This is a genomic window from Streptomyces sp. NBC_00996 (assembly GCF_045162675.1).
Taxonomy (GTDB): domain Bacteria; phylum Actinomycetota; class Actinomycetes; order Streptomycetales; family Streptomycetaceae; genus Streptomyces.
In genome coordinates this window covers 9,492,686-9,514,750 of sequence record NZ_CP108723.1, presented here as the reverse complement: position 1 = coordinate 9,514,750, position 22,065 = coordinate 9,492,686, and the positions used below count along the sequence as shown (strand labels likewise).

Genomic DNA, 22,065 nt, shown 5'->3' with positions numbered 1-22,065 from the left:
TCTTCCTCTCGTCACCCGCACCGTGGTGAACCAGGCGCGGTGTACTGGCGGATGGGCGACTTGGGCTCAGCCTTCGACGACCTCGACGACACCGGTGTCGCCGTCGACCATGACCATGTCGCCCGTGTTGATGCGCTGTGTGGCGTACTTGGTGTTGACCACCGAGGGCACGTTGAACTCCCGGGACACGATCGAGCTGTGGGAGAGCATCGATCCGATGTCGGTGACCACGCCGCCGGCGATGGCGAAGAGTGGTGTCCAGGAGGCGTCGGTGTAGCGGGTGACCAGGATCTCCCCAGGCAGGAACTCGTCGGCCTGCCAGACCAGGTCCTCCACGATGCGGGCCCGGCCGACGATCCGGCCTGGACTGGAGCCCAGTCCCTCCAGGCGCGTCCCGCCGGCCACAGGCTGCACCGACCGGGTCGGGTCGTGCTCGCCGATGAACGTCAGCGCAGGCTCAGGCAGCCGGTTGTGGTACTCGTGGAGACGTCGGCGCTCGTCCAGCTGCGTGCGGGAGAACGCCTCGCGCCCCGTGCGCGTACCGCCCAGGTAGGCGCGGACGTCCTCGAAGTCGAGGTGGGCGACCTCGTCCAGGGAGTGCAGGACTCCCTCTGCCACAAGCCTGCGGCCGACCTCGTACACCACGTTCCTGACCAGCCAGATCGACGTGATCATCGACATGCGTGTGGTCTCGCGCAGCTCGCTGCACAGGGAGTACATCGCGATGACCGTCTCAAGGGTCTTGCGCTGGGGCAGCGGCAGCTTCTCCAGAGCCGACCGGGCGTCACCCTCCGCCCGGGCCCGGCTGCGCCCCATGATGTCGTCGACGGAGAATCCGTCGGCGGCGTAGCGGCGGATCATCTGGAAGATGTACGAGGGGTCGTCGATCCAGCGCGGATGAGTGAGCTCCATCTCCTGCCGGCCACGGGTGCCGTTGGCCCGCAGGAACGGTTCCATCTCCGTGTCCCAGAAGGCACGGCCCTCCTCGTCGTCGCGCAGTCGCGGCGCGATCTGCTCCAACGGCGCCCCGTCGATGATCCCCATGACCCGCGGACGGGCCTTGGCCGCCTGGGCCACCTTCCAGATCTCCTGGGCGGATGCCACGGTCCGCAGGCTGGACATGTCGGTCTTGAGGCGGTTCTGCAGATTGTCGCCGTCGGCCCCGAGCCACTTTCCGCAGAGTTCCGTCAGGACTCCGTAGAACCCGAACGCGTTGATGTAGTAGGGCATGTAGCCCACGTGCGCGTCGTGGAAGAAGTCGAGGTAGCGGGCGAGTTCGGCGTTGAGCTCGCGGCGACTCATCCGAGTGAGGTCCAATCGGCGGGCGCGGTCGAACTCGTACAGCCGGGTCGTGACCATTTCCTCGGCGCGGTGTTTCATGGTCACCATCTCGGTGGCCGTGGACTGCACCCAGTGGAGGGTGGACAGGAGGTCCGCGATACCGCCGGGGAACGCGCCGAAGGGGTTCTCGTAGGTGGAGAGGTCGGCTTCCTCGCTGACGAAGCGGCTGGTGAAGTGGCGCTGGTCGCGGGTGGGCAGGCACTGGCCCAACAGATAGGCCGTGTAGGAGATGTTCAGGTACACGTGGCCTTGGAGGTAGCCCATGTGCAGGGCCACGTCGCCGGTGTCCCGGACACCGAGGGCGGCGGCGCAGTCGCGGTGCACGTGCTCCTGGTAGTACCGGGCGAAACTCAGGCCCAACGGGGACATCAGTCCTACGAAGATCTCGCCGATGTCCATCCGGGACCACAAGGTGCCCTGCTGCACCATGTCCGGCTGGGGCACGACGTAGGCGCTGTGCTTCTGCTCGGCCGCTTGATCCCGGGGACGGGTGGTGATCGGCCTGGTCTGCAGCAGGTACAGCGTGCCGTCCCGCATGGCCCACTCGATGTCCTGCTCGGTGCCGTAGTGGGTGCGGACGTCGAGCGCGAGCCGAGCGAGCGCGATGAGCTGCTCGCGGGCCAGGCACGGGGTGTTGCGGTCGGCGGCGTCGACCTTGGTCATGCCGATGGTTCCGGGGGTCAGGGAGGCGCACTTGGTCACCTTGTAGCGGACGCGCTCCTCGACCACCTCCAGCGTGCGGTCGTCCACGGCGAAGAAGTCGCTGGAGACGCGCCCGGACACAAGGCCTTCACCGAGGCCGCAACAGGCTTCCACGACAAGCCGGTTGGGCTGTCCGCCGACCGGATCGACGGTGAACAGCACACCGCTGACGTCGGCATGGACCATCTCCTGCACGACGACGGCGATGGAGCCCGCGGAGCCGCTGTCCCGGTAGGCGGCGGCGCGGTCGGACCAGAGTGAGGCCCAGCAGGTCTTCACCGCCTCCAGCAGCGCCTGGTCGCCCGACACGTCCAGGACGGTGTCGTGCTGTCCGGCGAACGACTGACCGGCGGAGTCCTCCCGGCAGGCGGAGGACCGGACGGCGACCCGCGGGCGGCCCAGGTCTTCGTACGCGGCGAGCACGGTCCGAACGATGGGCTCGGGGATCTCCCGTGCGACGATCAGTTCACGGATCGTCCGGCTGTCGGCGCCGCGGGCCTCGGCGGCACGGATCTCCGCCGCCAGACCGGTCTCGCGCAGGAAGAGGTCGAACAGACCGGTACTCAGACAGAAGGCGGGCGGGACCGGGAGGCCGGCTTCGATCATCTCGCCCAGCCGGGCGCCCTTGCCCCCGGCGGTCTCGACGGTGGCACCGGTGCGGCCGAGGGCGATCACGAGGTCCGCGTGCGGCGCCTGCGCCACCGCCGGCGCGGGGGCCGGGATGCTGTCGGTTCGGGTTTCCATGATGAGGTCTCCTGGCCTGTCAGGCGCTCTGGGCGTGAGCGTTGGTGCCGGCGAAGGCGCGGAACGGTTGACCGGGAATGACCCGCGTGGACCGCACGTCGACGAAGCCCGCCTTCTCCATCTGTGAGACCAGTTCGTCCGCCCGCGGCAGGGGGCCGCCGAAGTCGGCGTACGCGAACCAGAGGTTGAGTACGTCGAGACCGAGGTTGCCGCCGCCCTGACACGACGAGGTGAGCAGCACCCGGCCGCCGGGGGCGAGGAAGGACCGGGCCCGTTCGAGTACCTCGACGCGCTCCGTCTCGGGGAAGTAGTAGATGTTGTTGTGCAGGGTGACCAGGTCGAACTGAGGCTGCAGGTCCAGCGTGCGCAGGTCGCCCTGGCGGGTCTCCACGCGCTCGGTGAGGCCCCATGCGGCCATGTTGTCGGCGGCCTGCGCGGCGACCTCCTCCTGCAGGTCGACCGCGACGGCGGTCAGTCGAGGATTCGACTCGGCGGCGTACCGCACATAGGCGCCCGTCCCGCAGCCGATCTCCAGCAGCCGGACCGGGCCGTCACGGTCCAGTGTCCGGTCGATGGCTGCCTGGACCATCCCGCGCAGCGCCAGGGACGAGCGCGCGATGACGGTTCCGTCCTGGTCCTCCAAGGAGAAGCGCCGGCCGCCGGAGAGCATGCGGGGCGCGTCGAGCAGTACGGGCACGTGGAAGCGCAGGATCTCCTCGAGGGCGGCGGCGACGGCGTCGTTCCCGGGCTGGGCCAGGAGCCTCGCGGTGGGGCTCTTGAGCCGGTAGCAGCCCTCGCGCTTGCCCAACTCGCCGAGCCTGACGCCGGTTTCGAGCCAGGTCCGGAGTTGAGGGCGGTCGTCTTCGGAGATGTCCAGGTATTCGGCGAGGCTCTCCAGGTCGCACGGGCGCACGGCGAGGCACCGCAGGACGCCCGAGCCTGCGGCGGAGGCGAGGAACGCCCCCCGGTACAGCGGGTTGACCAGCACGGTCGACAGCGTCAGCAGCACCGGGTTACGCGGGTCCGCGACGATCTTCGCCACTGTCAGCGCGTCCGTGAGTGGTTCCTCCACCCGGTGCTTGACGTTCCTGGCCAGGCTCAGCAAATCCATGAGGGTTCCCTCTTCGGAGTGGGGAGTCGGTCGGGTGCACCCGGGGCCGGCTCGCCCGGCTCGTCGGTGAGCCGGGCGAGTTCGCTCCGTATCTCGCGCAGGAGTGACAGCCTCGAAGGGCCGTTGAGGAAGAAGTGGTCGCCCTCCAGGTGGTGGTGCAGGAGCGAGCCACTGGTGTACGACCGCCAGGCCTCCACGGCGGGTCGCGGTGCGATGGGGTCGCGGGTGGCCGAGAACGCGGTCGTGGGACAGGCCAGCGGGGGCCGAGGGGTCCAGCGGTACTCCTCGCAGACAGTCAGGTCGGCCCGCAGCACGGGCAGACGCCGGTCCAGGTAGGCACTGCCGATGCTGTGGTCGTCCCCGAGGCCGCCGAGGGCGCGGACCAGCTGCCTCAGGTCCGCGTCGGACAGCGTCCGGTCGTCGCGGTCGCCGTAGAGATGGGGTGCCCTGCTCCCGGACACGAACAGGTGCCGGGGTTCGCCGTGTCCTCGCTCGCGCAGCTCGCAGGCGACTTCGTAGGCGAGCAGCGCGCCCATGCTGTGGCCGAACAGGGCGTAGTCATGTGCGAGTTCACGCTCGACGAGGGCCTCCGCGATGTCGCGGGCAAGTGGCCGCATATCCGTGTAGGGCCTCTCCCTCATCCGCAGTCCGCGTCCGGGCAGCAGGACGGGAACGACCTGCACGCCCGTACCCAGCCGGGCGTCCCAGCCGCGGTACACGGAGGGGGTGCCACCCGCGTACGGGAAGCAGATCAGTCGCAGGGGGACGGATTCGGCTCCGCTCGCGGGCGGGAGGCCCGGGAACCAGCCGACGGCGGCTGGCCGCGGGGCCGTGACGGGCCCCGGCGGCCGCTGGGTCATGGGCACGTGGATCCTCGCAGTCCTCGTTCGTCGCTTTTCGTGGGTGCCTGTCGTCGTGTTCGGACTCAGCGAGGGACGTGCTTGCGGCCCTCGGGCGAGTTCAGCCAGGCCAGGGTGAGATCCATGCCTTCCTGGAAGCCGACCTCGCTCTTGAAGCCGAAGTCGTCCCGGGCGCGGTCAATGGCATAGGACTGGTCGCGGTCGAAGAGATGGACGGCGTGCCGGGTCAGCACAGGACGCGACTTGACCCCCAGGGCGCCGTAGAGCTTCTCGGACGCCGTGGCCACACCGCGCGCCAGCGGTGTCGGCAGGCTGAAGGCGGGCGGCTTGACGCCCAGGCCGCGCGCCAGTGACTCGACGTACTCCCGCCAGGTCGTCAGATCGGCGTCTCGCAGGTTGTACGCCCTGCCCGCCGCGGTTTCGGAAGTGCAGGCGGCGATCATGCCGTCGACGAGATTCCCCACGTAGACGAGCCCGGCCGGCACATCGCCGCGGCGGATGTAGACCATCTGCTTGCTCAGCAAGAGGGTCGCGATCTCGATCACGAAGTCCTTGCTGCGCGGCCCGTAGACCGAGACCGGCCGTACGACGGTCAGGGGCAGTCCGGCCCGCTCGGCCGCCTCCCGCACGGCACGTTCACCGAGCACCTTGCTGCGGTTGTACGGCAGCCCGATGTCCCGCAGTTCCGCGGACTCGTCGCAGGGCGTGACCGGGTAGCCATAGACATCGGTGGTGCTCACGTGCAGGAAACGTTCGACGGTGCCCGCGTGGTGCGCGGCCTCGACGAGGTGCCGGCTGCCGTCGACGTTGATGCGCCGGAACTCCTCCCAGGGACCCCAGTCGGCCGACATACCGGTGCAGTTGTACACGTGCCGGACGCCGGCCGTGGCACGGCGCAGGCTGTCGGGGTCGCCGAGGTCACCGGTGGCGATCTCGACGTCGACGCCTTCGAAGGCGGAGCGGTCGCTGCCGTCGCGGACCAGTACGCGTACACGGTGGCCGTGTTCGGTCAAGCGCCGACTCAGGTGTCCGCCGATGAAGCCGCTCGCACCCGCGACCAGGACGTCAGCTCCGGAGTCGCGCAGTGGGATCGCCGGGGGGTGTGGAGCGGCCTTCGGCACGGTTTCGGACGTGGTTTCGCCGAGTGTGGTCTCATCAGCGGCCGTGGACACCGTGAGGGGGGTCGCGTTCGTGTGGTCTGCCATGGCATGTCCCAAGACGTCGAGGGAATGTTCCAGGTCTTCTTCGCTGTGGTCGGCGTTGATGAAGAAGCGCAGGCGGCACTCGTCGCGGGCGACAGCCGGGTAGCCGATGGGCATCACGTTCACGCCCCGCTCGAGCAGGGTGTTGGACAGCGCCATCGTCTTCTCCCAGTCGCCGATGATGACCGGGATCACGGCGGACGCGCGGGACACGCCGACATCGAGGCCGCGGGCCCGAGCCACATCGCGGAAGTGCTCGGCCAGGCGGCGTACCCTGGCCACCCGCTGCGGATCGTCCTTGACGACCCGGATCGCCTCCAGGGCCGCGGCCGTGTTCGCCGGCGAGATCCCCGTGCTGAAGATGTGCAGGGGGGCGGTGAACCTGAGGTATTCGATGAGCGGGCCGCGGGCCGCGATGTAGCCGCCGAGACTGCCGAGGGCCTTGCTCAACGTGCCCATCCACAGGTCGACGTCGCCACGGTCGACGCCGAAGTACTCACCGATGCCCCGGCCCGTGCGGCCCAGTACACCGATGGAATGGGCCTCGTCGATCATCAGCATCGCGCCGTGACGCTTCTTGACGTCGATGAATCGGAGCAGGTCGGGGATGTCACCGTCCTGGCTGTAGGCGCCCTCAATGAGCACCAGCGCCCGGCGATGCTGTGCGCGCAGTGAGCCCAACATCCGGTCAAGGGCCCGCCAGTCGTTGTGCGGGAAGGGCCTGCGCCGGGCCCCGGACAGGATGCAGCCGCGTACGGCGCTGTCGTGGATCCACTCGTCGTGCACGACCAAGTCCTCGGGGCCGAGGATGTGGCCGATCGTCGCCACGTTGGTGGCATGGCCCCCGGCAAACACGATCGCGTCCTCGGTGCCGAGGAAGGAGGCGATCTCAGCGTCCAGTTCGTGGTGCAGCGGCGTCTCCCCGAACAGCAGGGGAGTCGCCGAACTGGAGGTGCCGTAGCGGTCGATGGCCTCTTGCGCAGCCCTGCGGACGCGGGGGTGGTGGGACAGCGCGAGGTAGTTGAAGGACGCGAAGTTGAGGACGGTCCGGCCACTGACGGTGGCGCGGCCGGCGTTGTGTCCCTCGTGGATGCGGCCGTAGGGGTTGGCGCCGCTCGCCCTGGCTTGGCGGAGCCGACCCTGCAGTTCCGCGTACTCGGCCCACTCCTCGAACTCCCGCTCCTGCCGGACCGCGAGCGGAGGGTGGCTGGGCCGGGCGGGCGCAGCCGTAAGTTCGCGAAACGGTTCGGGCGAGGGATCACCGCTCGCGGTGGCGGGGGCCGCCTCAGTGCCGAGCAGGTCCGCCAGTTCCCGGACGCTGGGGTCGTCCGACAAGCGCTCGCGGTGCCTTTCCAGGCATCCGGGGAACTCTCTGGCGAGCGCCCGCTCCAGTTCGGTGCGCATGAGCGAGTCGAAGCCGAGCTCCCTGCCAAGGTGTGCGTCGAGGGAGATCTGGTCGACGGGGAATGAGCACACCCGTGCGACGTGTTCGAGGATCACCCGGGGCACGTCCGGCTCGTCGGTGGACGCGAGGGCGACCGCCACGGGGGTGTGCGCGGACGCGTCGACGGTCCCATGGTCGCCCCCGGCGGCCGGACGCGGCATCGCGTGCTCGGCGGCCTCTTGCTGCGGGGCAGCGTCGAGGGCGGGATTCTGCGTCACGACGGGTGCCTCCTGCGTGGGCGACGTGAACCAGTAGGACTGCCGCTCGAAGACCGTGTGCGGTACGGGCACACGCGTCCGCCGGTGTCCCTCGTCGAGCACCGCCCAGTCCACCTCGCCGCCGGCGCAGTGGAGGCGACCCAGCGACTGAAGGAGGGTCTCCCAGTCGCCGCTGCCCACCGGACCGCCCCGCCGCAGCGAGGGAAGCCACAGCATCGGGTTCTTGTTGTCCGGGGGTGTCGTCGTACGCGCGAGATTGAGCAGGGTGGGGTGCGGGCCGATCTCGACGAACGTGTCGCAGCCCAGGCGGCGCAGTGTCGCGAATCCGTCGGCGAAGCGGACCGTGCCGAGCATGTGTTCCGCCAGGTCGTCGGCGCCGATGCGTCCGGTGACCTGCTCACCGGTGGCGTCGAAGATCCACGGAATCGTCGGTTCCGCGAATTGCACGGCCCGGGCCGCCTGGCTCAGTGGCGGCGCAGCACCGGTCATCAGCGGAGAGTGGAAGGCGTGCGAGACGGCCAGCGGCCGGACGACGACGGAGCGGTCCTGGAGCAGGGCGCGGACCTCGTCGATCTCCTCCCGGGCCCCGGACAGGACCAGGTGGCCGGGAGCGTTGACAGCGGCCACCGAGACGGAGGCGAACCCGTCGGCCACCGAGCGGATCACGTCCGCGGTTCCGGCGCATGCGATCATCGCGCCGTCGCCGGGCTGTTCGTCCATGTGCCGGCCGCGTACCGCTGCCAGCGTCAACGCCTCCTCCAGCGACATCACGCCGGCCACGCACGCGGCGCCGTACGCCCCGATGCTGTGGCCGAGCAGCGCGGTCGGCCGCACGCCGAGCGACATCCAGATCTCGGCGAGCGCCACCTCCAGCGCGACCAGTGCCGGCTGGCAGTAGCGGGTGCCGCGCAGCCGGTCTCCGCCGCCGGAGGCGAAGAGCAGGTCGGGCAGCGGCCCGCCGAGGTAGGGACGGAGTACGCCGTCCGCGCGATCGATGGTGCGGGCGAAGCCGCCGTGGGTGTCGTAGAGCCCCTTGCCCATGCCGGTGTACTGCGTGCCCTGGCCGCTGAAGAGGAAGGCCACCTTCGGCGCCGGGCCGGACCGGGGCCGGTCGCGGACCAAGGCGGTCGACGCCTCGCCGCGGACCAAGGCGTCGAGCGCGGTATCCAGTGCCTCGGCGGAACCGCCGGTGACGACCGCCCGGTAACCGAGCCGGGGGCGGCCCGTGTTCGCCGCGTGGCACAGATCGGCGATGTCCGCGTCCGGATGGGCGGCCAGATGAGTGCGCCACCCCTGGGCCAGTGCGGTGAGTGCCGTCGGCGTGTGCGCCGAAAGGCACAGGGCGTGCACCGGGCGCTTCGGTGGAAGCGTCTCGCCCCGGGTCGGCTCGGGGGCCGCTTCGAGGATCAGGTGCGCGTTGGCGCCGCCGAACCCGAAGGAGCTGACGGCGGCCCGTGGCACGGTGCCTTCCGGAAGGCTCGTGAGCCGCGTGGGTATGTGAAGCGCCGTGTCCCGCACCAAATGGCGGTTCGCCATGCGCAGGTGCAGGGTCGGCGGCACTTGGCGATGGCGTACGACGAGTGCTGTCTTGATCAGGCCGGCGATGCCCGCGGCCGCTTCCAGGTGACCGATGTTGGTCTTGACCGAGCCGACGAGACAGGGCCCACCCTGCGCGCGGTCCCGGCCGTATACGGCGGCCAGCCCTTCCCACTCGACGGGGTCGCCGAGCGGGGTCCCGGTGCCGTGGGCCTCGACGTAGTGGATCTCTTCGGGTGCCAGGCCGGCTTGGTCCAGGGCCCGTTCGCAGACGGCTTGTTGCGCCGCCCCCTTGGGAGCCGTCAGGCCGTTGCTCCGGCCTCCGTGTCCCGTCGCCGAGCCCCTGATCACGGCGTGGATCCGGTCGCCGTCGGCCAGCGCTGCGGAGAGGGGCTTCAGCAGCACCAGGCCCGCGCCCTCGCCGCGCGCATAGCCGCTTGCGGAGTCGTCGAAGCTTCGACAACGGCCGTCCGTTGACAGCATGTTGCCCGCGGCGAACGCCACGGAGAGGCCGGGCGTGACCATCAGATTCACGCCGCCGGCGAGTGCCGCGGCGCACTCCCCGCGGCGCAGGCTTTCACAGGCGAGGTGGACGGCCAGCAGGGACGACGAGCACGCGGTGTCGACGGCGAGGCTCGGCCCGTGCAGATCGAGCGTGTACGACAGCCTGTTGGCCGCGATGGAGTGCGCGTTGCCGGTGGCCCCGTGGACGTCGATGGCCTCCAGTCGGCTCATCTGCAGCTCGGAGTAGTCGTGGCTGCTGATGCCGACGAAGACTCCGGTGGCGCTGCCCGCGAGCCGGCTCGGGTCGAGGCCGGCGTCCTCCACGGTCTGCCAGGCGACTTCGAGGAGCAGCCGCTGCTGTGGGTCCGTGCGGGTGGCTTCCCTCGCCGACATGCCGAAGAAGAGAGCGTCGAACTCGTCGACACGGTCGAGGAAGCCGCCGTATGCGGGCGCGTTCACCCGGTCCGGATCCCAGCGGCCGCGGGGCACTTCGGTGATCGCCTCGCGGCCGTCCACGAGGAGCCGCCAGTAGCTGTCCGCGTCGGGTGCCCCGGGGAAGCGGCAGCCGAGACCGACGATCGCCACCGGCTCCGCCGCGCGGCCGGCCACGGCCGCCGGCGGGGCCGGTTGCCCTGCCCCGGCCGGGGAGCGGTTCCCGGCCAGGGCTTCCGCGGAGTTCCGGGTGCGTGCCGCAGCGGGCACGTGGCCGGCGCCGAAGTGCTGGGCGACGGCGCGGATCGTCGGGTGGTCGAAGGCCGCGCCGGTGGTCACCTCACGGCCCGTCACCGAGCCGAGCTCGGTCAGGATCTCCACGGCCTGCTTCGAATCCAGCCCCAGGGACGCCAGCGGCTTGGTGGTGTCGATCGCCGCCGCCGGCAGTCCGAGACGACCCGCGATCCTCTGGACCAGCCATGCCTCGATGGCCTCGGGCCCTTGCGGCGCGGTCCGCGGTGTGACATCGGCGGACGCGGGGCCTGCTCCGGGCTGCTCGCCGAGGAAGAGCGCGATCAGTGTGTCGACCCGCGGCCGTACGAGCAGTTCGCCGACCGGAATCGCGGTGCCGAGCCGCTGCTCCAGCTCGTGCACGGTGGTCAGGAGCGTCGGGTAGTCGAGGTCCAGCTCGGCGAAAGTCCAGTCGGTGATGTCCGGGGCGTCGTCCGCCGGTGCGACTCCGGTCAGCGCCTCGGTGACCGCCTGGATCACCACCCGTCGGCGCCGGTCGGCGGGCAGTGTTGTGACCGCCCCGCCGGATGCCGGGGCATCGGTGTCCCGGGTGACGCTGGCTGCGACCGCCGTGAGTTCCAGACCGAGGAAGTCCTGCTTGCACGCCTGGCGTTGGATCTTGCCGCTGGTCGTCTTGTGCACCGTCGACCGCCTGAGCAGGACGACCGCGTGTGGTGTGACGTCGTGTGCCTCGGCAATGGCGGTGCGCAGCCGGGCCAGTAGCGCGGGTGCGTCCTCGATGCGCCGGCCCTCGACCTCGTAGGCGACGACCATCTCCTCGGCGTCGTTCACCTCCACCGAGAACGCGGCACCGCTGCCCGTACGTAGGCAGTCGTCGGTCTGCTCGGCGGTGAGCTCGATGTCGTGCGGGTAGTGGTTGCGGCCCTGCACGATGACGACGTCCTTGGTGCGGCCGACGACGTACAGCTCGCCGTCGCGCAGGAACCCGAGGTCTCCGCTGCGCAGATGGGGTGTCTCGTCCTGCCCCTCGATGCGGGCCCGGAACGCCTCGCGGGTGGCGTCGGGCCGACGCCAGTAGCCGTGGGCCACGCTGCCGCCCGCGATCCAGATCTCCCCGATCCGGTCCCCTGTCGTGATCCGTCGTCGCGTGGCCGGGTCGACGATCGCGACGTCCACGCCGTCGACAGCCGGGCCGCATCCGACGACCTCTGTCACCCGGCGGTCGTTCGTCTCAGCCGCGGGTTGGACCGTGCCGTCGCCGAGGGGCTGGGAAACGAACGTGCCAACCGTGGGCGCCGCCTCGGCCCGCACACCGGTCACCATCAGAGTGGCCTCGGCAAGGCCGTAGCACGGCAGGAGGGCGCTGTCCCGAAAGCCGCGGGAAGCGAAGCGTTCGGTGAAGCGCCGCAGTGTGTCGGCGCGCACCGGCTCGGCCCCGTTCAGCGCCAGCCGCCAGTGGCTCAGGTCCAGGCCCTCGCGCTGCTCGTCCGTGATCCTGCGGACGCACTGCTCGAAACCGAAGTTGGGGGCGACGCTGGTGGAGGCGCGGGTGCGCGACAGTGTCTCCAGCCACAGCAGCGGCTCCCGCACGAAGGACATGGGTGCCATCAGATGCGCGGGGAAGCCCCCGTAGAGCGGAGTCAGGATGCCGCCGATGAGGCCCATGTCGTGGTACGGCGGCAGCCAGGAGACCATCGCCGAGTCGGCGTCATGCTCCAGGCGCCGGTGGATCGCGCAGAGGTTGTGAATCAGGTTGTCGTCGCCGACCATGACGCCCTTGGGGGACGACGTCGAGCCCGAGGTGTACTGGAGAAAGGCCGGAGCCTCCCCCGAAGGACCCGGCTCGCGCCACTGGTCGGCGTCGGCGGTGTCGAGTCCGCTGGTCACCAGCCAGCGCAGGCCGCCCAGGCCGAGCGCGGCGAGTTCGTCGTGCCGGTCGGCGACGAGGCGGGAGATCTCCCCGGTCGTCAGCGCATGCGTGGCCCGCGCATCCCCGGCGATCGCGGCGAGACGGGGCATGGTCTGGCCGAAGCGCCGGGTGTCCGGGGGGTACGCCGGTACGGCGATGGCACCCGCGTACAGACAGCCCAGGAACCCGGCGATGTAGTCGAGCCCCGGCGGGTGGAGCAGCAGGACCGGCTTGCCGGCCAGGTTCTCGCGCTGCAGGACGACGGCCACCGCCCTGACGCGCAGGTCAAGTTCACGGTAGGTGAGCGACTCACCGTCCGTGCCGGCGCTGGTGAGGGAAAGGAACCGGTACGCGAGGGCGTCCGCGCGCTGTTCGCAGTGGTGTCGCAGGAGCCCGGCAACCGTCCTCGGTTCCTCGCCCCGCCAGGGAGTTCCAGTCGGGCCTTGCTTCATGAGCGTCTCCGTCACTTTCCGGGCAGGGCGCGCGCAGGCCGGGCCGTTCCACACAGTCGGCGGTAGTCCGTCTTGCCGTTGGCGTTACGCGGCAGCTCGTCGAGTCGGATCGCCGTGTGCGGGACCATGTAGCGGGGCAGATACCGCGCGCAGTGCCGTTTGATCTCGATAAGGCCTGGGCCGCTTCCGCCGCTTCGGAGCGTGTAGTAGAGGGCGATTCGCCGGTCGGTGCTCCGCGTGTCGACGACGACGGCAGCGGAGCCGATGTCGGGGTGCCGGAGCACGGCCGCCTCGATCTCTCCCAACTCGACGCGATAGCCGGAGAGTTTGACCATGCGGTCCTTGCGGCCCCGGTAGACGAGCTCGCCCTGTTCGTAGCTGACGAGGTCACCGGTGGCGTGGCGCCCCTTCCAGTGCCCGGCGGCCGCAGGCTCCGTCTCCCGACGCCAGTACCCGGGAGTGACGCAGTCGCCCTCGACGACCAACTCGCCGAAGGCGTCCGGCCCGTCGAGTACCCGCCCGTCCTCGTCGACGACGGACAACCGCGCGCCCGTGACCGGCCGGCCGATCGGCACAGGCTCGTCGCGTGTCAGATCCTCGGAGCCGACGCGGTGGTAGGTGCAGACGTTGGTCTCCGTGGGGCCGTAAAGGTTGTACAGCTCTGCTCCTACCGGCAGCAGCGCGGCCAGCCCCCTCAGCTGCTTGATCGGGAAGACCTCGCCGGCGAACAGGACGTAGCGCAGGTTGCGTGCGATCTCGGGAGTGAGCGCTCCGGACGCGGTGAGCAAGTGCAGCACCGACGGCACGGAGTACCACACGGTGACGCCATGCTCTCGGATGCCCTCGGCGAGCGCGCCGGCATCACGCGCCCGGTCGTCGGCGACGATCCAGACCCGGGCACCGACCGAGAGCGCGGTGAAGAGGTCGAAGGTGGACAGATCGAAATTGAACGAGGCGTGGTTGGCGAAGACGTCGTCCGGGCCCACGAGCAGCTCGGCACGGGCCCACCGGATGAAGTTCGCCAAGTTCCGGTAGGTGATGCGGACGCCCTTGGGCGTGCCCGTCGATCCCGAGGTGTAGAGGATCGAGGCAAGGTCGTCGCGGTCCAGCGCGGGGAGGAACACGACGTGCCGCACCGCGCCGGCCGCGAAGCCTTCCCAGCCCTCCACGGGGGCCCGGCCGTCGCCCGCCGTGGGGAAGGTCCGCCGTGGTTCGTGGACTGTTCCGTCAGACACCACGATCGTCCTGATCGAGCTGGGCAGTTCCAGGCCGGCCAGCAGCTCCAAGTGGCGGCCATCGGTGACGAGGACCAACGGTTCGCAGTCGGCGAGGATGGTGTGGACACGACTCGCCGGCTGGCCGCCGTCGAGGGGAACGTAGGCGCATCCCGCCTGCAGGGTGCCGAGGATGGCCTCGGCGTAGCGCGGCTGCTTGTCCATCCAGATCGCCACGCGGTCGCCGACCACGGCGCCGATGCCGAGCAGGCCGGAGGCCACGGAGGCGACGCCCGCCTGCAGCTCGCCATAGGTCACCGTCCGCAGCCCCACAAGGGCCGGACGGGCCGCTTGTTCCGCGGTGAGGGACTGCGGCAACCGGATCAGTGCCACGTCGGATTCGCTCATCGTCTGCGTCATGCCTGCTCCCGTCACCGTTGCCTCACGCCGCCGAGGGCAGCACACCGACTTCGCGGGCCGCCTCTACGAAGATCCCCGCCGCGTTCTCCAGGTCCTCCCGCGTGTGCTCCGAGGTGACGCTGACACGCAGCCGGGCGTCGCCGAGCGGTACTCCCGGGAAGACCACGGTCTGGCAGTAGAGCCCGCGGGCACGCACCGCGCGTCCCATCTCCATGGCCTTGCGCTCATCGCCTATGACGATGGGCAGGATGGCGCTCTGCGTGTTCTCCAGCTCGAATCCCGCGTCGGCCAACTGGCCGTGCAGCAGACGAATGTTGGACCACAGCCGGGTGATCCGTTCGGGCTCCGACTCGATGACGTCGATCGACGCGATCAGCCCTGCGGCCACCCCCGCCGGGATGTTGGCGGCGAACACATACGAGTTCGAGTAGAAGCGGAGGTACTCGACGACCTCTTCCTCGCCGACGACGAAGCCGCCCATGCCGGCCAGTGCCTTGCTCATCGTCCCGAGTTCGAGGTCGGCCTCGCCCTTGAGGCCGAAGTGCTCGGTCGTGCCGGAGCCCCGCTCACCCAGGACGCCGGTGGCGTGGGCGTCGTCGATCATGATCCTGGCGTCGTACTCCTTGGCCAGGCGGACGATCTCGGGCAAATCACAGATGTCGCCGTGCATGCTGAACACGCCGTCGGCCACGATCAGCCGACCCCCGGACCGGTCGTCGGCGCGCTTGAGGATCCGCTCCAAGTCCGCCATGTCGTTGTGCTGGTAGATCCTGCGGATGCCTCCCGAAAGGCGGGCACCGTCGACAATGCTCATGTGGTTGAGCCGGTCGACCACGAGGGTGTCGTAGCTCTTCACAAGCGCGGAGATCGCGCCCAGGTTCGCGGCGTAGCCGCCGGGATAGACGATGCAGGCCGGGCGCTGCTTGAAGGCGGCGAGCCGGCGTTCCAGCTCCTTGTGGAGAATGTTGGTGCCGCCGATGAAGCGGGAGCCGGTGTGGGTCGCTCCGTATGTGCGGGTGGCGTCACAGACCGCCTCGATCACCTTGGGATGGTTGGCGAGACCGAGATAGTTGTTGGAGGCGAACATGAGGAATTCCCGTTCGCGGCCGACGAGTTCGTCGAAGATGACGGCCCGGTTGCCGCACCGGGACTGCAGGGGCATTCCGTACCAGTAGAGCTGCTCCGCCTCTCGCCGCCGCAGGTACTTTCCGAAGCTGCGGGCCTTGGCGAACAGGTCGCCGCTGCGCTCCTCCACGAAGTCCTTCATGGAACGGTCGTCCCACTCCGCGTCGTCCTCGCCGAGCCCGGCGCCCGCCTCCGGCCCGGCGGACGAGCGCGGGACACGGGACGGCGCCCGGTCAGCGGGCCTCGTACGTGTCCGTGCGTCGCTCAGCTCGGCGGCCAGCCCCCGCAGAGACGTTGCGGTGACCGAGTCCACGAAGCCCTCACTGAGGCCGAGTTCACGCGCGGCGTCGGCGACGATCGACGCCAGGACGACGGAGTCAATGCCGAGCTCGCTCTCGAACTCGGCGTCGAGGGCCAGCTGATGGCGCTGGTACTGGGTGTGCCGCTGGGCCGCTGCGATGATCGTCTCCAGCACCGCGTCCCCGTCCTCGGGGCCGTCGGTGTGGAACTCGGCCACACTTGCCTCGCCGACCAGTGCCTGTGTGACGGCGTCGACGAGCTCCCGGATCGTCGTGGGTCCCGCGGCCAGTGGTGTGCGCAGCGTGAAGTGCTCGTTGATCGACACCAGGATGGATTCGAGGATCACCGAGTCGATCCCGAGATCCGCCTCGAAGTGGCTGTCGGGCAGGAGGTAGGACTCGTCGTACAGCGTGCGCGAGGCGACGATGTCCACGATCTGTCCGTGAACATCTCCCCCACGTTGCCTGTCCCCCGTGACGTTCGTCATCGGACACTCTCCCTCTCCAGCTGGAGCCGTTCGACGAGTGACGCGATCGTGCCGACGGTCCGGAAGTTCGCCGGGGAGACCTCCTGAAGAGGAACCGTGATCCGGTAGCGGTCCTGCAGGTAGTGCACGAGGTCGAAGATCTCCGCGGAGTCGATGATGTTGAGTTCGACGAGGGGGACGTGCGCGTCGAGCCCGTCGGCGTCGCCGTCGAGCCAGACCTCGGCGATGTGGTCGATGATTGACTGCTGGGTGCTCATGGTCGTCCTCGGCTGTGTGTCCGGCGGCCCGCTTCCCGGGTTGCTACGGGTCGACGGCGGTGGCTGTGGCGGGTGGTGTGTGTGCGGTCATGACGAGGCCGTGGAGGTGGTGTGCCGTTCCAGCAGCTCGGCGACCTTGGTGATCGTGTCGCCGGGTGAGGCGGCGTCGTCGTCGATGTGGACGCCGAACTCCGACTGGATCACCAGGAGCAGTTCCACCAGGAACAGCGAGTCCATGTCGAGGTCCTCGAACGTGGTGTCCGGGCCGATCTCGGCGCGGTCCACCTCGAAACGGTCGACGAGAAGGCCGACCAGCCTGCCGTACATCGCACTCATCACTGAACTCCTGCTCTCTCGTTCTCGGTTGCCGAGCGGATTCCGCCGGTCATGGCCGATCCAGCTGCGGCCAGGTCAACACGGTCGACCCCCAGGTGAGCCCGCCGCCGAACGCTGTGAGCAGCACCCGCTGCGACGGTTGGATCACGCCAACGGTGTGCGCCTGGTCCAGCGCAAGGGGTATCGACGCGGCCGCCGTGTTTCCCACCTCGGCGATGTTGTTGAAGCAGCGCTCCCTGGGAAGCCCGATCCCCTCCGCCACGTGGTGGGTGATCCGGAGGTTGGCCTGATGGCTGACCAGATGGTCGACATCCCCTGCCTGCCAGCCCGCTCGGGCGAGCACCGCCTTGGCCGACCCTGTCATGCGGAGTACCGCATGCCGGAACACTTCCTTGCCCGACATGGCGAAGTACTCTTCACCGGTGCGCGGCGCCACCCCGGAAAGGCGCTGCCGCGAACCGCCCGCGGGCACGGTGATGAGGGCCTCTCCTTCGCCGTCGCTCCCCAGGTCGAACGGTCCGAGCGCGCCGGGTTCGGTGCGGGTGCCAGAGCGCAGGACCACTGCGCCGGCTCCGTCTCCGAAGATCACTGAGGTGGACCGGTCGTCCGGATCGAGCAGGGTCGAGAAGGTCTCCGCGCCGATCACCAGGACTCGGTCGGCCACGTCCGCGAGGATCAGGCCGGCCGCGGTCGCCAACCCGTACACGAAGCCCGTACAGACGGCGGACACGTCGTAGGCGGCCGTCCCCGTCATGCCCAGGCGTGCGGCCACGACCGGAGCGGTCGCCGGACAGGGGCGGTCCGGCGTGGTCGTGGCCACGATCACGGCATCCACGTTGGCGAGGCCCGAGCACTTCAGGGCCTTGGCGCCCGCACCGACGGCGAGGTCCGACGTCGCCGTGCCCGGAGCCGCGAAGTAGCGCTGTTCGATGCCGGTCCGCGACCGTATCCACACATCGGAGGTGTCCAGCCGGGTGGCCAGCTCGTCGTTGGACACGGCCCGGGTCGGCAGACAACTGCCGACGCCTGCCACGACCGCGGCCCGGTTCACCGGACGCCGCCGTGGGGGGCGCGGGCTCCGACGGTGGCCGGCTTCGGCCTGTCCGTACGACGTGCCACCACGTGAGCCCCCCGTAATCCGGATCGAGAACTGCTGTCCGAGCCGAGTCTTGTCCGGGGCCCTTACCGATGGCTGACGGCGCACTGACCGATGACTGACGCGGTGCGCCACCGCAGTGCCGGCGCCATGCGTGACGCCTGCCTCCCGGATGCCGAAGTGCCGACCGGTCAGCGAGCCGTCAGCCATCCGTCAGCGGGCGGTCAGCCCCGAAGCCCAGACTCGGTACGACGAATACCCGGCACGCGAATGCGCGTTCGCCCCTGCTCCCGCGGAGCGTGAGACGGGCCACCCGAAAGGTAGGGCGCATCCCATGAGTGCGATGTACGGCAGGCTGGTCGGCCTTCTCGTCGACCGTTTCGAGGTGGACCGCGCCGAGATCGGCCCGGACACCACGTTCGAGGACCTCGACATGGACTCGCTGTTCCTGGTGGAACTGCTCCTGGTGATCCAGTCGGAGTTCGGCGTCCACATCGACGACGACGCCGCCTCACCCGGCGACACGATCACCAAGGTCGCCGAGCTGCTGGAACGGCACACCACCTCCACGGCCTCGTCATGACCGCACACACACCACCCGCCACAGCCGTCACCGGCATCGGTCTGGTCACCGCCGCCGGCATCGGTGCCGACGCCACCTGGGAGGGGATTTGCGCCGGTAGGTCGGCCGCAGCCAAGAACCCGCTGCTGGCCGGCATCCCCGTGGACATCTCCTGCACGGTGCCGGGCTTCTCCGCGCGTGAACACGTAGGACGACGCAGCTCTCTGACCCACGACCGATTCATTCAACTGTCCATCACCGCGGCACGCGAGGCCGTCGCCGACTCCGGCCTGGACCCGAAGACATGGGACGGCGCACGGGTCGGGGTCGTCGTGGGCTGCGGTCTGGGCGGTGTGACGACGTGGGAGACCCAGCATCGGCGCATGCTGGACCAGGGGCCCCAAGCAGTGTCCGCGCTGCTGATTCCGATGCTGGTGCCCAACATGGTCGCGGGCCACCTGGCCATGGACCTGCGCGCCACGGGCCCCAACCTCGTCACCGCGACGGCCTGCGCCTCCGGGGCCACCGCGATCGGTACGGCGCTGCAGTTGCTGCGCGACGGCAGCTGCGATGTAGTGATCGCGGGCGGCGGCGAAGCCGGCGTCAGCCCTCTCATGGTGACCGGCTTCGCCCAGATGGGGGCGCTGTCGACGCGGCTCGACGAACCCTCCGCCGCCTCCCGCCCGTTCGACGCGGATCGCGACGGGTTCGTCATCGGTGAGGGCAGCGGCATGCTGGTCCTGGAGCGGGAGGCGGACGCACGGGCCCGCGGGGCACGCATCCGCGCGAAGATGGCCGGATACGGAGCGTCGGCCGACGCCCACCACATGACCGCCCCGGACCCCGAGGGCACCGGCGTCGTGCAGGCCCTGCGTACGGCGCTGGCCGCGGCGGACGTCATGCCCGACGAGGTCGACCACGTCAACGCCCACGGCACGTCCACGCCACTGAATGACGCGGCGGAGGCACGGGCGGTGCGCAAGGTGCTCGGCGAGGGTGCCGCCGTGACGTCGGCCAAGGGTGTCATCGGCCACACACTGGGGGCGGCCGGTGCGATCGAGGCCGCGCTGACCGTGCTCGCCGTCGAGCACGGGACCGTTCCTCCCACGGCCAATCTCCAACACCTGGATCCCGCAGTCGAGTTGGACGTGGTCGCCGGGTCCCCCCGCCGGCGCAGGGTGGAGGTGGCGGTGAGCAACTCGTTCGGCTTCGGCGGCCAGAACGCCGTCCTGGTACTCACGGCCACGTGAGCCGCCAGGTGCGGCGGCGACGGATCTTGTCCGGAAACACACCCGGCCAGCCGGCCACGACATCGGAAGAATCCGACAGGTGACCAAACGAATCCTGATTCTGCAGCGCATCGTCGGCGTCCTCTACATCATCGCGGGCGTCGGCAAGTTCTTCCCGAAGATCGAGTCGGTGGAGCAGCGTCTGAACGACGCCGCCGACGCGAACCACGACATCGCCGTGATCGGAGACTTCACCGACTGGCTCGCCAAGTACCCGACGGGCGTCACGATCTTCGTCGCGGCCGCGATGATCGTCAGCGGCCTGGTGCTGATCCGCAACCGGGAACTGGTCCTCGCCGCGCTCTGTGGACAACTGGTGATGCTGGTCTGCTTCGTGATCATCCTTGTCAGCAGCGTGCCCCAGATCCTCGTGCTCGACGCCGCGTTCTTCGCCGCCGCCATCTATCTGATCGTGGTGCACCGCCGTGCACCGGCCGAGTCCTCCCAGGTCACCGCCGGCGCCAGGACAGACACCGAAACGTAAAGGCCCGATGCCCATGTCCTTCACCGTTCCCCACGATGAACTCGATCACCTCGAGAAGCAGGTTCAAGGTGCGCTGCGCACAGCCGACGACAGCGGCCTGGACATCCTGGGCCATGGCGAAGTCACTCTTGTGCTCCGGCTGCGGACCGACCACGGCGCCTACGCCTGTAAACGGCTGCCGGTCTTTCCCGACCGCGCGCGCTTCGAGCGCTACCGGCATGGCCTCGACGAGTACCTGCGACGCCTCACCGACAGCGGGCTGCGTCTCGCGGACACGGAGCTGTGGCACACCCATCAGCCGGGCGGACGGGTCGTGGCGTACTGCGTACAACCCGAGTTGCCGGAGCGGCGGCTGTGCTCCCGGCTCCTGCACACCGAGGACGAGACTTGGGCGAAGGACTTCTTCTCCCGCTTCCTCGACCACGTGGACCAAACCGTGTCCCCCTCCCTCGGACTCGACGCCCAAGCCTCCAACTGGGTCGATGTCGGCGGAGAGTTGGTGTACGTGGACGTGACCACCCCCCTCATGCGTGACGACCGGGGCCGGGAGAAGCTCGATGTCCGGCTCTTCTTCACCTCGCTGCCGTGGGTGCTGCGCGACGCCGTCCGTCTGACGACGAGCAAGTCGATCTTCGACAAGTTCTACCGGAAGCGCGGCGTACTCCTGGACTTCCTCGGGAATCTCCACAAGGAGCGGCTCGATTCACTGATCCCGGCCTTCCTGGATCAGGCCAACAGCCGGCTGACCGAGCCGATCACGGCCGAGGAGGTCGCCGCCTACTACCGCGGTGACGCCCGGACGTGGGAGTTGATCCAGCGGCTGCGCAAGGCCGACCGCTTCTGGCACTTCAAGGTCCTGCGCCGCCCCTACCCGTTCCTGCTGCCGCCCCCCGTGGACCGCTGACGTGAGCCTCATGACCACACCGCCGTCCCGCGTCGCAGTGGCCGGGCTCGACGAATGCCTGGCCCTCGATCCGGCACGGCCCTTGTACGTCACGCACGTTCGCGGGCCGCTGACGCTCACCGTCGTGTCGATCGCCTGGCTGCGAGGGATCGGCGACCGAGCTCGGACGATCCTCGAGTCCCGGCACCTCAGCGATGTCGAATCGGCGCAGGCGCAGCAACTACCCCTCCCCAAACGGCGCTTGGAGTGGCTGGCGGGACGGCTGGCGCTCAAGCACGGGGTGTGCGCCTACCAACGGCGTCATTTCGGCACTCGAGCAGGCACACGCGACGTCCACGTCAGCACCGTCACCGACGGCCTGCGCGCCGGCAAGCCGCAGGTCGACTTCCCGGTCGAGGTCGGGCTGTCGCACTCGGTGGACTTCGCTGTCGCCGCGTGCGGACCGCGCGCAGTCGGCATCGACGTCGAGCGCGTTCGCCGGATGCCCCCGTTGCTCACGGAACTGTTGACCACCACCACGCCCGGTACGACGCAGGCGGCGGAGTCCGCCGGTGTCCGCGCCATGGCGCCGTCACTGCGCTGGGCGTGCAAGGAGGCGGTGCTGAAGCACTTCGGTTTCGGCTTGCGCGTCGACCCACAGGAGGTCGAGTTGACCGGATGGCGTCCCGACGGCCGCTTCTCGTGGCGTGCGGGACCGGGCCTCAGGTTGCATGTGCCCGAGAGCGACGGGACGCGGTTCGACAGCTGGGCACGCGAAGTCGACGGCTACTCAGTGGCGTTGGTGTGGCGATAGGAGCTCAGCGGCAGTGACATCGACATCCCCGTCTCGGTCTGCCCCTGCGAACAGTGGCGTGGACTTCGAGGACGCGCTCCAGGTGGCGGCC

At 69.7% G+C, this 22,065-nt stretch carries 14 protein-coding genes; 5 read left to right on the top strand and 9 right to left on the bottom strand.

Annotated features, from left to right (window positions below; translation table 11 throughout):
* Nucleotides 1–66 precede the first annotated feature (66 nt).
* From OG390_RS43970 to OG390_RS43930, 9 genes are all read right to left on the bottom strand, one after another.
* A complete protein-coding gene (locus OG390_RS43970; protein ID WP_406175829.1) occupies nucleotides 67–2,787 on the bottom strand; it encodes a PEP/pyruvate-binding domain-containing protein in 2,721 nt (906 codons plus the stop codon).
* Between the two features lie 19 nt (nucleotides 2,788–2,806).
* Entirely contained in the window at nucleotides 2,807–3,898 is a 1,092-nt protein-coding gene (locus OG390_RS43965) for an SAM-dependent methyltransferase (RefSeq protein ID WP_406175827.1), read from the bottom strand.
* A complete protein-coding gene (locus tag OG390_RS43960; RefSeq protein ID WP_406175826.1) occupies nucleotides 3,886–4,758 on the bottom strand; it encodes a thioesterase II family protein in 873 nt (290 codons plus the stop codon). Before OG390_RS43960 ends, OG390_RS43965 begins: the two co-directional genes overlap by 13 nt.
* A gap of 65 nt (nucleotides 4,759–4,823) precedes the next feature.
* On the bottom strand, nucleotides 4,824–12,707 hold the full coding sequence (locus tag OG390_RS43955) for an aminotransferase class I/II-fold pyridoxal phosphate-dependent enzyme (protein WP_406175824.1): 7,884 nt from the start codon (nucleotides 12,705–12,707) through the stop codon (nucleotides 4,824–4,826).
* Nucleotides 12,708–12,718: 11 nt separating this feature from the next.
* Complete coding sequence (locus OG390_RS43950; protein WP_406175822.1) at nucleotides 12,719–14,341, bottom strand: D-alanine--poly(phosphoribitol) ligase; 1,623 nt, start codon at nucleotides 14,339–14,341, stop codon at nucleotides 12,719–12,721.
* 22 nt (nucleotides 14,342–14,363) lie between these two features.
* A complete protein-coding gene (locus OG390_RS43945) occupies nucleotides 14,364–16,253 on the bottom strand; it encodes an aminotransferase class I/II-fold pyridoxal phosphate-dependent enzyme (protein WP_406175820.1) in 1,890 nt (629 codons plus the stop codon).
* Nucleotides 16,250–16,510 (bottom strand): acyl carrier protein, encoded by a 261-nt coding sequence (locus tag OG390_RS43940; RefSeq protein WP_406175818.1) that lies wholly within the window; start codon nucleotides 16,508–16,510, stop codon nucleotides 16,250–16,252. Before OG390_RS43940 ends, OG390_RS43945 begins: the two co-directional genes overlap by 4 nt.
* Before the next feature lie 87 nt (nucleotides 16,511–16,597).
* Entirely contained in the window at nucleotides 16,598–16,846 is a 249-nt protein-coding gene (locus tag OG390_RS43935; RefSeq protein ID WP_406175815.1) for an acyl carrier protein, read from the bottom strand.
* A 49-nt stretch (nucleotides 16,847–16,895) separates the two neighbouring features.
* A complete protein-coding gene (locus OG390_RS43930; RefSeq protein ID WP_406175817.1) occupies nucleotides 16,896–17,897 on the bottom strand; it encodes a beta-ketoacyl-ACP synthase III in 1,002 nt (333 codons plus the stop codon).
* Between the two features lie 379 nt (nucleotides 17,898–18,276).
* Here OG390_RS43930 and OG390_RS43925 point away from each other — a divergent pair, with 379 nt between their 5' ends.
* The 5 genes from OG390_RS43925 (at nucleotide 18,277) to OG390_RS43905 (ending at nucleotide 21,974) form a co-directional block, all read left to right on the top strand.
* Complete coding sequence (locus OG390_RS43925) at nucleotides 18,277–18,525, top strand: acyl carrier protein (RefSeq protein WP_406175815.1); 249 nt, start codon at nucleotides 18,277–18,279, stop codon at nucleotides 18,523–18,525.
* Nucleotides 18,522–19,754, top strand: coding sequence for a beta-ketoacyl-[acyl-carrier-protein] synthase family protein (locus OG390_RS43920; protein WP_406175813.1), 1,233 nt, complete (start codon nucleotides 18,522–18,524; stop codon nucleotides 19,752–19,754). Before OG390_RS43925 ends, OG390_RS43920 begins: the two co-directional genes overlap by 4 nt.
* Nucleotides 19,755–19,833: 79 nt before the next feature.
* Entirely contained in the window at nucleotides 19,834–20,277 is a 444-nt protein-coding gene (locus OG390_RS43915) for a DUF6041 domain-containing protein (RefSeq protein WP_406175812.1), read from the top strand.
* Between the two features lie 13 nt (nucleotides 20,278–20,290).
* A complete protein-coding gene (locus tag OG390_RS43910; RefSeq protein WP_406175810.1) occupies nucleotides 20,291–21,181 on the top strand; it encodes a DUF6206 family protein in 891 nt (296 codons plus the stop codon).
* 10 nt (nucleotides 21,182–21,191) lie between these two features.
* Nucleotides 21,192–21,974, top strand: coding sequence for a 4'-phosphopantetheinyl transferase family protein (locus OG390_RS43905; protein WP_406175808.1), 783 nt, complete (start codon nucleotides 21,192–21,194; stop codon nucleotides 21,972–21,974).
* Nucleotides 21,975–22,065: the final 91 nt, after the last annotated feature.